Source organism: Halobacillus sp. Nhm2S1 (assembly GCF_019599545.1).
In the GTDB taxonomy this organism is placed as follows: Bacteria; Bacillota; Bacilli; order Bacillales; family Halobacillaceae; genus Halobacillus.
Window position 1 is genome coordinate 787,250 of the sequence record NZ_JAIEZV010000002.1, and the last position, 13,085, is coordinate 800,334.

The 13,085-nt window shown below is 43.5% G+C and carries 10 protein-coding genes; 4 read left to right on the forward strand and 6 right to left on the reverse strand.

Annotated elements, in window-relative coordinates:
* Positions 1–108: 108 nt before the first annotated feature.
* Positions 109–1,149, reverse strand: a complete 1,041-nt coding sequence (locus K2225_RS10205) for an ATP synthase beta subunit C-terminal domain-containing protein (protein ID WP_220584636.1) — start codon at positions 1,147–1,149, stop codon at positions 109–111.
* Positions 1,150–1,300: 151 nt separating this feature from the next.
* On the opposite strand from K2225_RS10205, the gene K2225_RS10210 reads away from it, so the two are divergent.
* A complete protein-coding gene (locus K2225_RS10210) occupies positions 1,301–2,053 on the forward strand; it encodes an alpha/beta hydrolase family protein (RefSeq protein ID WP_220584637.1) in 753 nt (250 codons plus the stop codon).
* Between the two features lie 594 nt (positions 2,054–2,647).
* Here K2225_RS10210 and K2225_RS10215 read toward each other — a convergent pair.
* Both K2225_RS10215 and K2225_RS10220 read right to left on the reverse strand, forming a co-directional pair.
* Positions 2,648–4,039, reverse strand: a complete 1,392-nt coding sequence (locus K2225_RS10215; RefSeq protein WP_220584638.1) for an amidase — start codon at positions 4,037–4,039, stop codon at positions 2,648–2,650.
* Between the two features lie 14 nt (positions 4,040–4,053).
* Positions 4,054–5,331, reverse strand: coding sequence for a sensor domain-containing diguanylate cyclase (locus K2225_RS10220; protein ID WP_220584639.1), 1,278 nt, complete (start codon positions 5,329–5,331; stop codon positions 4,054–4,056).
* Positions 5,332–5,605: 274 nt separating this feature from the next.
* Between K2225_RS10220 and K2225_RS10225 the strand changes: the two genes are divergently transcribed.
* Entirely contained in the window at positions 5,606–6,214 is a 609-nt protein-coding gene (locus K2225_RS10225; protein ID WP_220584640.1) for a hypothetical protein, read from the forward strand.
* A gap of 221 nt (positions 6,215–6,435) precedes the next feature.
* Here the strand turns inward: K2225_RS10225 and K2225_RS10230 are convergent, their stop codons facing one another.
* From K2225_RS10230 to K2225_RS10240, 3 genes are all read right to left on the reverse strand, one after another.
* Positions 6,436–7,140: a CAP domain-containing protein gene (locus tag K2225_RS10230; protein ID WP_220584641.1), complete on the reverse strand. Its 705-nt coding sequence runs from the start codon at positions 7,138–7,140 to the stop codon at positions 6,436–6,438.
* A gap of 80 nt (positions 7,141–7,220) precedes the next feature.
* Positions 7,221–8,366, reverse strand: coding sequence for a DEAD/DEAH box helicase (locus K2225_RS10235; RefSeq protein WP_220584642.1), 1,146 nt, complete (start codon positions 8,364–8,366; stop codon positions 7,221–7,223).
* Between the two features lie 329 nt (positions 8,367–8,695).
* The gene (locus K2225_RS10240; protein WP_220584643.1) at positions 8,696–9,136 is read right to left on the reverse strand and encodes an SRPBCC family protein; all 441 of its coding nucleotides are present in this window, start codon (positions 9,134–9,136) and stop codon (positions 8,696–8,698) included.
* Between the two features lie 131 nt (positions 9,137–9,267).
* Here K2225_RS10240 and K2225_RS10245 point away from each other — a divergent pair, with 131 nt between their 5' ends.
* Together K2225_RS10245 and K2225_RS10250 are read left to right on the forward strand one after the other, a co-directional pair.
* The gene (locus K2225_RS10245; protein WP_220584644.1) at positions 9,268–10,683 is read left to right on the forward strand and encodes a Na+/H+ antiporter NhaC family protein; all 1,416 of its coding nucleotides are present in this window, start codon (positions 9,268–9,270) and stop codon (positions 10,681–10,683) included.
* 277 nt (positions 10,684–10,960) lie between these two features.
* Positions 10,961–13,072, forward strand: a complete 2,112-nt coding sequence (locus tag K2225_RS10250; RefSeq protein WP_220584645.1) for a BglG family transcription antiterminator — start codon at positions 10,961–10,963, stop codon at positions 13,070–13,072.
* The last annotated feature ends 13 nt before the right edge of the window (positions 13,073–13,085 follow it).

The window sequence follows — 13,085 nt, forward strand, 5'->3', positions numbered from 1 at the left end:
GATTTATAGCTGAAACTGTCTTTTTTCATGTAAACGTTTTTTCATGAAAATTTTTTTCTTCCCTCTATTTTACCGTATGCTACTGTTTTATCCTCCACATATTTCAATTTAATCCATACTGCCGATCATAGTGAATTCGTCGACTCCTTTGTGATCGTAGCCCCCATCCGTAATTTTCCTTACGTCTGCAAGCATCTTTTTAATTGGAACATGTGTCCCTTTCACACCTGTAAATGCCTCGGCTACAAAAAATGGCTGCGTTAGGTAAGACTCTAACCTTTCTCCACGCTTAAACAGCTGCTTATCTGCATCTGACAAAGGATCCATCCCACTCGCACGGACGATAGATTTCAATTCACGGTACCGACGCAACATTTTTTGAGCTTTTTGTTGAGTTGAAAAATGCTCCTGATCCAAGTTGGCACCTTCTAAAACGGAAGACGTGGAGTAGATCGGATGGATCGCGGGATACATATGACGCGCAGACAAGTCCATATCAAATTGCCATAAGGTCTCAAGAGGTCCATATGGCAAATCTTCATCCACAGCTTCCCCTTTCAAATCCACGAGGAATGTAGTAACGGACGCCTCCCCTGCCCATTTTTCTTGAAGTTGATAGATACTTCCATTCTGCACATGAGAACGATCAGATACAAAGATGACTTCATGGGTTTTGCCCGCTTGAACAACTGCCTTCTCCGCTTCGTCTATAGAGAGGTGGATGGAATCTACATCAGCTGTAATGTCCGAAACCTCCGGATGATCTCCTTTGGGCTGAAGCATGACAATGAAGTATCCTTCTTTTTTCAAGCGATGAAAGATTTCTGCTAAAACTACCAACTGCCCCATACCCGGCCTGGCTACTAAACCAGCCGTTCCACCTTTAGCCAATGGCGCGAACAAATCGACTGTCTTGATTCCCGTTTCAATCATTTCGAATTTCTCCCCTCTGATAATCAGTTCATCCACACTACACTCCGCTAAGCTTGCCAAAGCGACTAACGTCCGTACTTCGGTTCTACCCAACGCAATTTTACCTGTACAAAGATTCGAAACCGTTGCAGGTCTTAACCCCACAGACCTTGCCGCTTTCGTTAAGTTCGGCACCCGTCTTCTTAAAAGCGCAACATTCAAGTGAATAGATTCCATCATTTACCTCCTTTGTTACTTTATACAGTAATGTAAATTACCTTTAAAAGCAACATTTTTTACTTTAAAAAGTAATTTAAATTACCTTAAAATCAAAAACCAAATTTACTATTTTATGGTAAACTGTTAAGAAAGCTTTGGAGGTACGGAAATGGAGAAGATTACTTTTCGAAATAACCAAGGATTGAAACTAAGAGGGGTTTTTCAAAAGGGGACAAATGACAAGTTGATCATAATGTGCCACGGCTTTCGTTCCAACCGCTCATCGCGAGGTCGATTCGATCGTTTTGCAGAACGTTTCCAACACCTCGGATACAACGTGATGCGGTTTGATTTTGGTGGATGTGGAGAAAGTGAAGACCGCCCGTTAACCCTCGAAGCTGAAATCAGTGATCTCACAGCTGCCATTGATGGTGCCGTTTCCAGGGGATTTGCTGAAATCGCTCTTTACGGCCACAGCTTGGGAGCACGCGTCTGTCTGGAAAGCTACCAACCTACTTATATTAAAACCATGATTCTTACAGGAGCAGGGACCGGTCCTGTTACATACGATTGGACAGAAGAATTCACTTCCTCTCAACTAGAGGAACTAAAGGAAACCGGTTATCTGAAACAACCCGTGCAAGACCCTTATCGTGAAGAGATTGTCATATCAAAGCAGATGTTAATAGACTTTGAACAAGTAGATCAGGAGGGTATGTTGTCTTCCATCCAATGCCCTGTCCTGATTGTGCATGGGGATCAGGGAGAAGAAGAAATTTTAATGCCATTGACCCAAAAGGGAATGAAATGGCTCCCGCCTTCCTCACAGTTGACTATTATTGAAGGAGCCCCCCACAGCTTCGAGGGTTACCTTGACCACGTTGAAAAAGCAGCAATCAACTGGCTCCACAAACACTTTTAACTAACGCTCCCTATAGTAGAAGATTCAGTTTCGACATACCTGGGAGTTCGTTGAACGAGTTGCGCGTCAGGGGTGGCGGGGGAGCGCCGAGCTTCCTCGGACTGCGTCCTGCGGGATCTCGCCTGTCTCCTTCTCCCACGGGAGTCTCGCAGCTTCCCAACCACCCCATTCAATGTAGGTGAGAAACGAACCGACGTACCGAGAAGTAGGGCTCCCGCTCGTCCCGCCTAAGCAGGCATAAAGCGCTCTGCATCAAGCATTTACGTTCTAAATGCCCATTAGGAAGAGGTGATACCATCCACTTCCATCAACCATACAAGCTGTTTTTTTCCAGAAACAGTTTCGAGACACTTATATAGCAAAGGGGCGGAGGGGAATGGCGAGACTCCTGCGGGAAAAGAGTGCTAGGTGAGACCCCGCAAGGCGTCAGCCTGAGAAGGCTCATCGCGCTCCCGCGGAAAGCGAGCTCTTCCCCGGAGCCCCCATCCACTCAATAAAAGTCTCGAAACTGAGTCTTCAAGAAACCTGCCAAATTGTTAAATAAGGGACAAAAGTAAAGAACCAGAAATCCCGTTGCAGGGACTTCTGGTTTTTTTAGATGATTTCGTTATATTTGTGCCACCAGGGCCTTGCTTCTTCAAGCTGGGCAGCTAACTTCAACAACGTTCGCTCATCCCCAAACCTCCCAGTGAAGTGAGAACCAATCGGAACATTCTCTTCATTCCAATAGAGAGGAACACTCATCGCCGGTTGCCCAGTTACGTTTGCTACAGGTGAAAGATGGGCATAGTCGGCCGACACAGCCAAGATCTCATCGATTGTTTTTTCTTCCCCATTGTAACAACCTAAAGGTAAAGCGGACTTGGAATTGACGGGATGTAAGAGCACATCATACTGATCAAAGAACGAGTGGAATTTCACACTTTCAGTGGCTAGGAACATACGCGCTTGCTCGTATTCCATTGCGGTGTAGCCTTCCGCTTTTTTAATCAATGTCGAAAGCATTTTCTCCAAATTCTGCTCATTAGGCTTAAGCCCGTTCATTTTCGCTGCCCCTTTGACAGCCAATGCGCCACCTACGACCCATACAGTAACAAATGCATCCATAAAGCGATGGAGGTCAAAATCTGGATACGCAACTTCTACTTCATGGCCGAGCGATTCACAAAGATCCGCCGTATTACGAATGGCATTTTGCACATCTTCCTGGATGGGCATCCGTTCTCCGAAGTCTGCCATATAAGCAATTTTCAATGAGCCCAGATCCTCATGAGAAATTCCGGCATAAGGGTCCTCTTTGGCCGGGGTTGCAAATAGATCACCTTTTTGAGGTCCTTCTAGTAGATCTAGGAGTGCAGCGCTGTCTCTTACTGATTTCGTTACCCCATGGCTGACGGCAAGACTGTTCAAATGCATGGAAAACGGAGTCCTCCCCCTCGTCGGTTTCAATCCGAACAAACCACAGTTGGAAGCGGGGATTCGAATCGATCCTCCTCCGTCGCTGGCATGTGCAAAAGGAACCATACCGGACGCAACAGCAGCAGCTGCTCCTCCGCTTGAACCTCCAGGTGAATATTTCTTGTTCCATGGGTTTTTCGTAAACCCTAAATGAACAGATTCCGTAGCAGGCGTAAAGCCGAATTCAGGTGTATTGCTTTTCCCAATAAAGGTAAGTCCTCCCCTTCTGAAGCGTTTGACGATTTCATCATCCCCACTCGCCTCAAAACCTTCCATCATCTTAGAGCCGTAAGACAATGGATGTCCTTCGACAGCATTCAAATCTTTGACCAGAAAAGGAAGGCCCCGAAAATACCCGTCTGCATTGACAGGTTCATTTATGTAGTGGACAACAGCATTTAATTCAGGATTCTTACGTTCCATGACTGATTTATAGTGATGAATGACTTCCGATATGTTCAATTCTCTGCTTTCTAGTTTCGCTTTTAATGCAATGGCATCAAACTGATGAAGCTCTTGGATTTCCAAGGCTGACTCTCCTTTCATGAACCATAAGTATAAACCGACACACAACTTCTCCCATTTTCTTTCGCCTTGTATAGTGCTCGATCTGCTTTGGTAAGAAGTTCTCCCTGATCCATCCCATGTTCGGGATATATGGAAACTCCAATCGACACACTGATTTCAATCTCACACCCTTGCAGGTGAATGGGTTGGAGCACACGATCCAGCATTCGATCCGCCACTTTACGAGGGTGGACGGTGTCCGCTAAGTCTGATAAAAGAATAACAAATTCATCGCCACCCAGACGAGAGAGCGTATCCGTTTTCCTTAATCCCTGACTAAGACGTTTTGTGAAAATGACAAGTAATTCATCACCGATTTGATGTCCATAACGATCGTTGATTTGTTTGAAATTATCCAGATCAAAGAACAATAAGGCAAAAATCGAGTCTTGATGCTTTACCCTCTTCAGCTCATCCTCCAGCTTTTCAAAAAAGTACCGCCTGTTCGGAATATTTGTTAACTGGTCATGGTAAGCCATCTCTTTTAGTTGATGCTGCTGTTTTCTTCTTTCCGAAATATTGCGGCAAATCGTCTGCACGGCCTTAATTTGGTGATATTCAACAAGACCTCCATTCAACTCAACATCAATGATCGACCCATCCATTCTTTGAATCTGGCGTTCGATGGGACCTTTCACATATCCACCTGACAATAACGTATTCAGACGTTTGCGTACATCTTCACACGGCTCATTATAAAGGAATTTTTTTATATCCTGACCAAGTAACTCTACAGCTTTCTCCGCTCCCAGTAAATCCATTCCTGCCTGATTCACATAAATGATGCGATCTTCTTCGTCATGAAGAAAAATCGAGTCCGGAGAAGTTTCGACGACCGATTCATAACGACTTTCGCTTTCTATACGTTGACGTTCTTTCTCTTCAATCAGCTTCATCATCCGGGCAGATTCCATTTTTATGTATAGCAGATAAGTCTCTCCCACTTCTACTGATTGAATAGAATAAGAAATTTGAAACGGATTAGGGGAAAGGTCAGAGCTCTCCGCTAAATGGCCGCTAAAGTTCTCCGATCTTTTCATCGTCTCCTCAATATGTTGCCGTTTCGCCTCACAATAAAGGTCACCTAAAGCATATCCTTCCAAGTCTCCATACACCCGTTGCATCGTGGCATTGATATAGGTGAAAATCATCTTCCCTTTTACTTTTTGAATGATGGCTAGCGCATCACTCAAATGATGAGATATGTTTTTTAATAGTGATGGTTGGTTGATTAAGGAATGGATGGCATTCATATATAAGCACTTCTTTCCTGTTAAAAAATAAGGTGAAAAGAACTAGAAAATAATGTATTAACTTAAAAAATTATAACACTAGTTCATTATTTCCTTCCATTTATAAACAGACTTTTTACATTTTTCTTAATCATCCGCCTTACATACTCTAATAGACCATCAAATCCAACATCCTGTGTTTTATTTCATTTCAATAATGACAATCATTTCCTACATAGGTTTATCTGAATTCGGGGAGGGTAAATAAACCGAAAGCTTTCAGGAGATGAGCCAAATGAAGATCTCTAAAAATTTTGTTCTTACACTCCTTCTATACTCCCTATTCATTCTCACTGCTTCGGCGATTCATCACCTTTTATCGCCACCCCCTATTCAATATGTCAGGAGTATCATTTGCTTCGGATTAGCCCCTGCTTTAATCCTTTATGCGAATGACAAACAACTTTGGTTCCGTTTCAGTCTCCGCTGGGTCATAAAAGTAAGCCGCCGCCCGATTTTAAGTTCATTCCTCTTCGTAGTGGGGGCACTCGCAAGCTTCGATTTGGCTTTTCATCTTCCGTTTAGTCCGTATGTTCACCTCTTCCTTTTATGGTTCGGGTCTTTCTTTTACTGGGCACCTTTATTGCTGCAGTGCTCTTTCATCAAACTCCCAAACTACATGAGACGCTTTCTTTATATCATGCTGACATCCCTATTATTTGTGCTCTATCATGAAGCTTCTTCCTACTTCAATGGCGTGTATGAATCTGAGGCCTTTTTTTACACAGGTGTGATAATCATGATTATCCAGCTGTTCGCCTTAATCATGGAGTGGGCCGATGCAGAGAAAAATACTGATCCTGTAAACGTAAAAGGATATTTCAAATCCGTCTCCAAAAACTAATCTCCCAACGCTTTCCTTTTTACATAAAAACGCGAGATGTTTAGGCTGTTTCCGTTTGTTCAATGTTAGATACGAGGGAAACGGAGAGCCATCCTGGTGAATAGTCTGCCCCCTGTGCTTTCACCTGAGGAAGCACAGGGTTGCACAGCCTTCTCTGACATGCAGGAAAAGGATAGAAAAAGCCGGATTCCTTTAATTAGGAATCCGGCTTTTTTCATTCATTAACGAGGGGTCATAAATAATTGTGTCCAGTATCTCTTATAAGGCCCTGCACCTTCCATGTATCCTACACCAATATGTGTGAAGTCTTCATGTAAGATGTTAGCCCTATGGCCGTCACTGTTCATCCATCCTTCTACAACTTCCTCAGGGGTCCGTTGACCGGCGGCAATGTTTTCCCCCGCTGCCTGGTAACGGAAATCGAACTCGTCCATCATATCAAATGGCGAGCCATAGGTCGGTGAGGTATGGCTGAAATAACGTTTGTCCGCCATATCCTGTGACTTCACATTGGCTAATGCGCTCAAACGATTATGCGTTTGTAATGGCTCGAGTCCCCGCTCTTCCCGCTCTTTATTGACCAGCGCAACAACCTCTTGTTCGAATTCTTTCAATTCATATCCAGAGAGTGAATCCTCTGATACCCGTTCAGTCGGGGAATCTGAAGCGGCTTGCTCTTCAGGAGGTACGTCGGGGTATTTCCATTCCACATCTTCAAGGAACTTAAAGAACGACTGGACATCTACTGCAAAATTTTGAAACTCATTTTTTATATCTGTATTCTCTACTAAGCCCTGCACATGTTGCGATACCCTTTCATAGGAAGCCCGCGGGCCTTCTTTCCAAAAGTCCTGGGCAGATACTGGTGTCGCAATGACGATGATCACAAACAAGGCCACAAGAAAGAGAAAAAACTTTTTAATCATATGGATTCTCTCCTTACTTCACGCTAGAAGTACTCTCTTCCAGTATTCCATGGCATCGCTCTGAAGGCAAACGGCAATATTTAACGTTGGGAGAACCTTAATTTCCCTTTATAAATCTCTGCTTTGTGGAGGGGCAGCTCCAAATCACGCGCAAACTTCTTCAAACGTTTCTCTTCTACAGGGTTCACCAGGGAAACCACCGTTCCTTCTTGAGAACCAATTCTCCCGGTCCGGCCTGCACGGTGGATATAGGATGTTATATCTTTAGGAACATCAAGGTTAATGATATGGTTGATCTCTATAATATCCAGTCCTCTGGCAGCCACATCTGTTGCAAGTAGTAATGGATATTCCCCTTTTCGGAATTCCTTAATCGCCTTCGCACGTTGTTCTTTTTTGGCATCACTGTGCAACAAGCCAATATCCAGGTGTTTGTACGTAAGTTTCTCGGCCATGACGTTCAACTTAGCAATATCCTGCATGAACGCAAGACCCTTGAATGCTTCCATACGCGCCAGTTTTCTTAATGTCTCGATTTTTTCTCTGTCTTCACAAACAATATAGGTATGAGTCACATCCGGTTTTTTTAGTTCTTCTGTAACCCGAATCACTTCTGCTTCTTCATCCATGAAAGTTTGAGCTATTTCAATGACCTCATCAGGCAATGTCGCGGAAAACAACAACGTCTGCGTATCACGCATCGTACTTTTCAACACATCTTCAACGGTATGGATGTGTTCCGGAACAAGTAGTTGATCTGCTTCGTCCATAATGACGGCTTTGATTTCATGTGCCTTCAATTTTTTCTTTTGTATCAATTCATACACTCGACCTGGTGTGCCAACCACGATGTGCGGCTTTTTCTTCAGCTTGTCCATCTGTCTCTTGATATTCGCTCCACCAATCATCGTCATGCTGGTGATGCCGCTTCCCTTTGTCCAAGTCTGGACTTCCTGATGAATCTGCATAACTAATTCATGAGAAGAAGCCATGATTAATACTTGTGTATGCTTCTGCTCAGGATCTACTTTTTCAATGAGCGGGAGTAAATAAGCCAGAGTTTTCCCACTGCCGGTCGGAGCTTCAGCTACCACATCTGTTCCTTGTAAAATGAAAGGAATGGCCTGTTCCTGAACTTTCGTCAAGCTCTCATATCCTGAAACCTGCCAAGCCTCTTTCGTAGATGGGGATAATTCCTCAAACCACGATTGATTGATCTCTGTCATCTATAATCTTTCCTTTCCATATATCTTTAAATTCCTACTATACCCTTCTATTACCCACCCCGCCCTTCAATTAAAGCTCCCGATTGTGGAAGACTCAGTTTCGAGACTTTGGTTGAGTGGGTGGGGGCTGCGGGGAATAGCTCGCTTTCCAGCCACCCCTGACGCTCAACAAAGCAACGAACCCCGAAACTTCTTGTGATCGAGTCTTCTACAATCCTGCCATTTAGTTGAAGAGGGAGTTTTGTATATAAAAAATAGACCTCTTTCCATATTGGATAATGGAGAGGCCTTTCATACATGATCCATAGCTTATTCTTATTATACCACCATTAAGAAGAAGATTCGATAAACTTCTTCAAATGCTGAAGATGGTCTTGATCTTCTTTTTTGATAATCTGCTTGATGAGCGGTTTCATCAATTTGTTTCGTAAGCCCTCCGTGTAAAGCTCCCCTTGGAAGTCTACCCTTGTTCCTTCTGAAGTTTGAACGAAATCATAATGATACCGTAAATCCAATCCATGCTGATGACTGCGGACAGAGTATTTACGATTGGGATCAAAGTCGGTGACCTCAATGATTGATCGTGCTTTTCTGCCTCTGATTTCACGAGTTTCCTGGAACCTGTATCCTTCTTTGACAGGACCTTCACTCAAGAGTTGTACATCAATGACTGTATCCATAATTTCAGGACTGTTACTGAAATCCGTAGCCATCTCAAAAACTTCTTCTACCGGCTTTTTGATGATGATGGACTGATTCATAAAAGCCATAAACATCCTCCTCTGTAAAAAGCTCTATCCCCTATATTCGCTTTCCACACTCCGACTCCTTTTTTACGTGACAAGAATATCCTGGCAAAACACACACAAGCTAAAGGAAGCACTCAAGAAAAGCGAGGTATATGTATATGGGTTGGATCTCCGTCGTTCCTTTCATCGTGGTCATTATTGCAGCTATATGGACCAAACAAGTTATCCCCAGTCTATTATTCGCTGTTGTCGTGGCTGGTTACATTATCGACCCGCACTGGCTGGGCGGAATGATGACCGCCTTAGGGTTTATCATTGAAGGATTGAGAGATGAAGCCAACTTGAAGATCATCCTTTTTCTATATGCCTTCTCCGCTCTCATTGGACTTGTGAAAATGTCCGGAGGCATCAAAGGATTCGTCAAAGAAGCAACCGAACGGATTGATCATAAAAAGGGCGCATTCATCCTCACCTGGTTATCTTCATTAGGGACTTTCAGTGCCCCAAGCTTTCGGATCGTTACCATCGGACCTGTGATGAAAGCTTTGAGAAGGAACATCCCAATGACAAAACAGGAGCTTGGTTTTGTCATTGAAACGACAGCCTCTCCCCTCGTTGTTTTAATTCCAATTGCCACGGCATTTGTTGGATACATGACTTCGGTTATTGAGCTGTCTTTGCAGCAGGCGAACACGGAAGGAGACGCTTATTCCTTATATATCAGCAGCATTCCGTTTAATTTCTTCGCCTTTTCCATGCTGGCTGTAGGTTTCTACATGAGTTTTTTCCATAAAAACAAGAAGCCTGCAACCGATGCAGAAAACATGGATCAGGAAAAAAAGGAAGATGATGATCAGTGGGAAGACTGCCATCCGGCGGTTACGAAAAACCTCCCTGCTCAACCATGGCATTTAATTGTTCCGTTGATCAGTGTCATCGCCCTGACGTTCTTTCTTATGTATATGGTGGGGATCAGAGATGGAAAATCAGGGTTTGATGCTCTGATCAATGCCAATGTTCTTGATGCTATGGTGCTAGCTGTTGTCCTTACCTTAATTGGATTTGTCGTGTATTTGAAATTTCGTAACGAGAAGCTTAGGAAAATGATGAATACCCTTGTTGATGGAGGAAACGAAATGATGAGCGTCATCGTTCTCCTTGCCATGGTATGGGGATTGAGCAGCGGATCCGAAGCATTAAAATTTGCAGATACCATTTCTAAGTCTTTCGATTGGATTCCCGCAGGTTTTGTAGCCGTTATCCTATTTGTAGTCGGTTGCGGGCTTTCTTATTTCATCGGCTCTTCCTGGGGCACATGGGGGATTCTCATGCCGGTTGGAATATCGATCGCCACTGTAGCCGGAAGTTCACTGCCCATTGTCATCGGAGCTGTTTTTGCCAGTGGAACATTCGGGGCTTTCGCATCTCCTTTAAGTGATGATACGAATACGACAGCTGGAATTTTGAATTTGAATCCGATTAAGTATGCAAAATTCAAGCTGAAACCGGCTCTCATTGCGGCCGGGTTCGCTTCTGTCCTCTATTTTGGTTTATCTTTCTTTTTATAATAGAATTCGAAAAAAAAGTCCTTCCGCCAAAGGGCTTTTTTCAATTCAAGGACCCTTCCCTTCCGTCACTCGCACAATCTTGAAAAGCCCCCATCTATACCCTCATTTTCTTTCTGTTCAATTTTGCAAAATTAACAACTACAAAAACCACACACTGAAACCCCTTACATAACCCAAGGATAGCGGTTATACTAAACTCACAAGATGATCATCAAAACAAACCATAATTTATATTTTTGCAAAAATGCACCAATAAGTTCGAACAAGGGGGATCCCCATGGTATTGGATAAAAGACGCGCGCACTTATTATCTATGATTCAGCAAACAACCAATCCCATTCCCACAAAGGATCTAGTCGATAAAATGAAAGTGTCCCAGCGGACCATTTACTATGATATCGATCAAATCAATAGTTGGCTGCTTGCCCAAAACCTGGATCCGATTCAAAGCAAGCATGGAAAGGGATTGTTTCTACCTCATTCATCAAAAGCCCATCTGAAGGAAAATCAGGAGGAGAGCTTTGATGACTGGCAGTACCAACTATCCAGGCAGGAACGTGAGATTCTCATCAAAGCAAAAATCTTACTGGAAGAACACGAAGCAACGATGCAGCATTTTATGGATCTGACCAGCATGAGCCGGGGGACCATCGCCAAAATGATTAAAACCATCAGACAGGACTTTAAAGATGTAGGCCTCGAGCTTTATTACCAAAGAAATATCGGTTATCGGCTGAATGGCCCCGAGGATATAAAGAGAACGGTGCTTTCCAATATTCTCGCTACCATATTCTCACAACCCGACTGGCAAAACGTGAGAAATAAAGTTCATCAGATGATTCAGCCGGAATCCGACACCTGGTCTAAAGAAACAGAACATAGGCGCAAAGTAAAAAGAATCCTTTTCGAAGCCGAAAAGGAATTAGGATTGACACTTACAGATGAAATGGTAGAAATCCTTTGCTTCCAATTATTGATGATAAAAAAACGAATCGATGATGAGAAGTATATCACCGTCCAAACAGCAGAAAAGCAAGTTCTTAAACAGACCAAAGCTCACCAGGGGGCTTTACTCATTACAAACGCCCTTGAAGGATGGTGGGAAATCGATTTTCCTGAGGATGAAGTTTGTTTCATTACTATGAATCTATTAGGTTCTAAAGTTCAACATGATGACTTCAGCCGATATTCCGAACAGGAATTATCAGGGTTGAAAGAAGTCATTTATCAGATGATCCACGATTTCCAACTGTATTCCTGCGTGGTGTTCGATGATAAGGAAGGACTGGCAGAAAACCTGATTTCTCACATCAAGCCCACCTATTACCGATTGAAATACGGCGTGAAAATCGCCAACGATTTAGCAGACACCATCCAAGAGACCTATCCTGATATCTTCCACCTGACAAAACGGGTGGTGAAGCACTTAGAGATTTATGTCGGGAAGGTGATTCCAGATGAGGAAGCTGCCTATATCACTTTACACTTCGGAGGGTGGCTCACAAAAGAAAAGAAACAGGTGGAGACAAAGCATACAGCCATCATCGTTTGCGAAAACGGTATCGGCACATCCAATATGTTACGAACTCAACTTGAAAATTTAATTGCCGGCTTGAACATCACGGATACCTTATCCATGAGAGAGTACCAAAGAAACACTCATCAGGCGGATGTTATTTTTTCAACAAAGTTCATAAAAACGAAAGACATTCCTGTGGTCCATGTTCCCGCGATTTTAACCAATGTTGAGAAAGAACGAGTCATTCAGCGAATGAATGAACTTTTCGGTTCGAGTTCGACAGAGAACGATCCGGCGGACGACTTGATGGATGTCATTGAACGCCATGCGACGGTTCATCGAAAGGACGAACTAAAAAAAGAATTGTCTTACCTTATAGAAAAAAATACCCCGCAGACAAAGGAGCGGAAAAAGCCCATGCTCAATGAATTATTGACAGCACAAACGATACAGTTCAGAGACCAGATCTCCAATTGGGAAGAAGCGATTCAAGTGGCCTCCAAGCCATTGCTCGATCAACAGCACATCCGTCCGGAATACGTCCAGGCGATGATCGATAACGTGAATGAACTAGGTCCTTATATTGTCATTGCGCCAGGAATTGCTATTCCCCACGCACGTCCGGAAGCGGGCGTTGAACAACTGGGGATGAGTTTGTTAAGACTAAAAGACCCGGTTTATTTTTCTGACAAAGATAAGCACAGGGCACAGCTTGTCATCGTACTGGCAGCCATTGATAATCAAACCCATTTAAAAGCATTAGCGCAGCTTACAGAACTGCTGTCTGATGACAGCCAGGTAGAGCGTTTAATAGAGGCTGATCACTCAGATCAGGTCATAGATCTTATCAACCAAACAGTAGAAGTTTAAACTCATAGAGGAG

Coding starts and splice junctions, on each gene's coding strand:
- K2225_RS10230 (WP_220584641.1), bottom strand. CDS start 7,140: ATGATTAAAAAGTTTTTTCTCTTTCTTGTGGCCTTGTTTGTGATCATC.
- K2225_RS10210 (WP_220584637.1), top strand. CDS start 1,301: ATGGAGAAGATTACTTTTCGAAATAACCAAGGATTGAAACTAAGAGGG.
- K2225_RS10245 (WP_220584644.1), top strand. CDS start 9,268: ATGTATATGGGTTGGATCTCCGTCGTTCCTTTCATCGTGGTCATTATT.
- K2225_RS10235 (WP_220584642.1), bottom strand. CDS start 8,366: ATGACAGAGATCAATCAATCGTGGTTTGAGGAATTATCCCCATCTACG.
- K2225_RS10220 (WP_220584639.1), bottom strand. CDS start 5,331: ATGAATGCCATCCATTCCTTAATCAACCAACCATCACTATTAAAAAAC.
- K2225_RS10225 (WP_220584640.1), top strand. CDS start 5,606: ATGAAGATCTCTAAAAATTTTGTTCTTACACTCCTTCTATACTCCCTA.
- K2225_RS10250 (WP_220584645.1), top strand. CDS start 10,961: ATGGTATTGGATAAAAGACGCGCGCACTTATTATCTATGATTCAGCAA.
- K2225_RS10205 (WP_220584636.1), bottom strand. CDS start 1,149: ATGGAATCTATTCACTTGAATGTTGCGCTTTTAAGAAGACGGGTGCCG.
- K2225_RS10240 (WP_220584643.1), bottom strand. CDS start 9,136: ATGGCTTTTATGAATCAGTCCATCATCATCAAAAAGCCGGTAGAAGAA.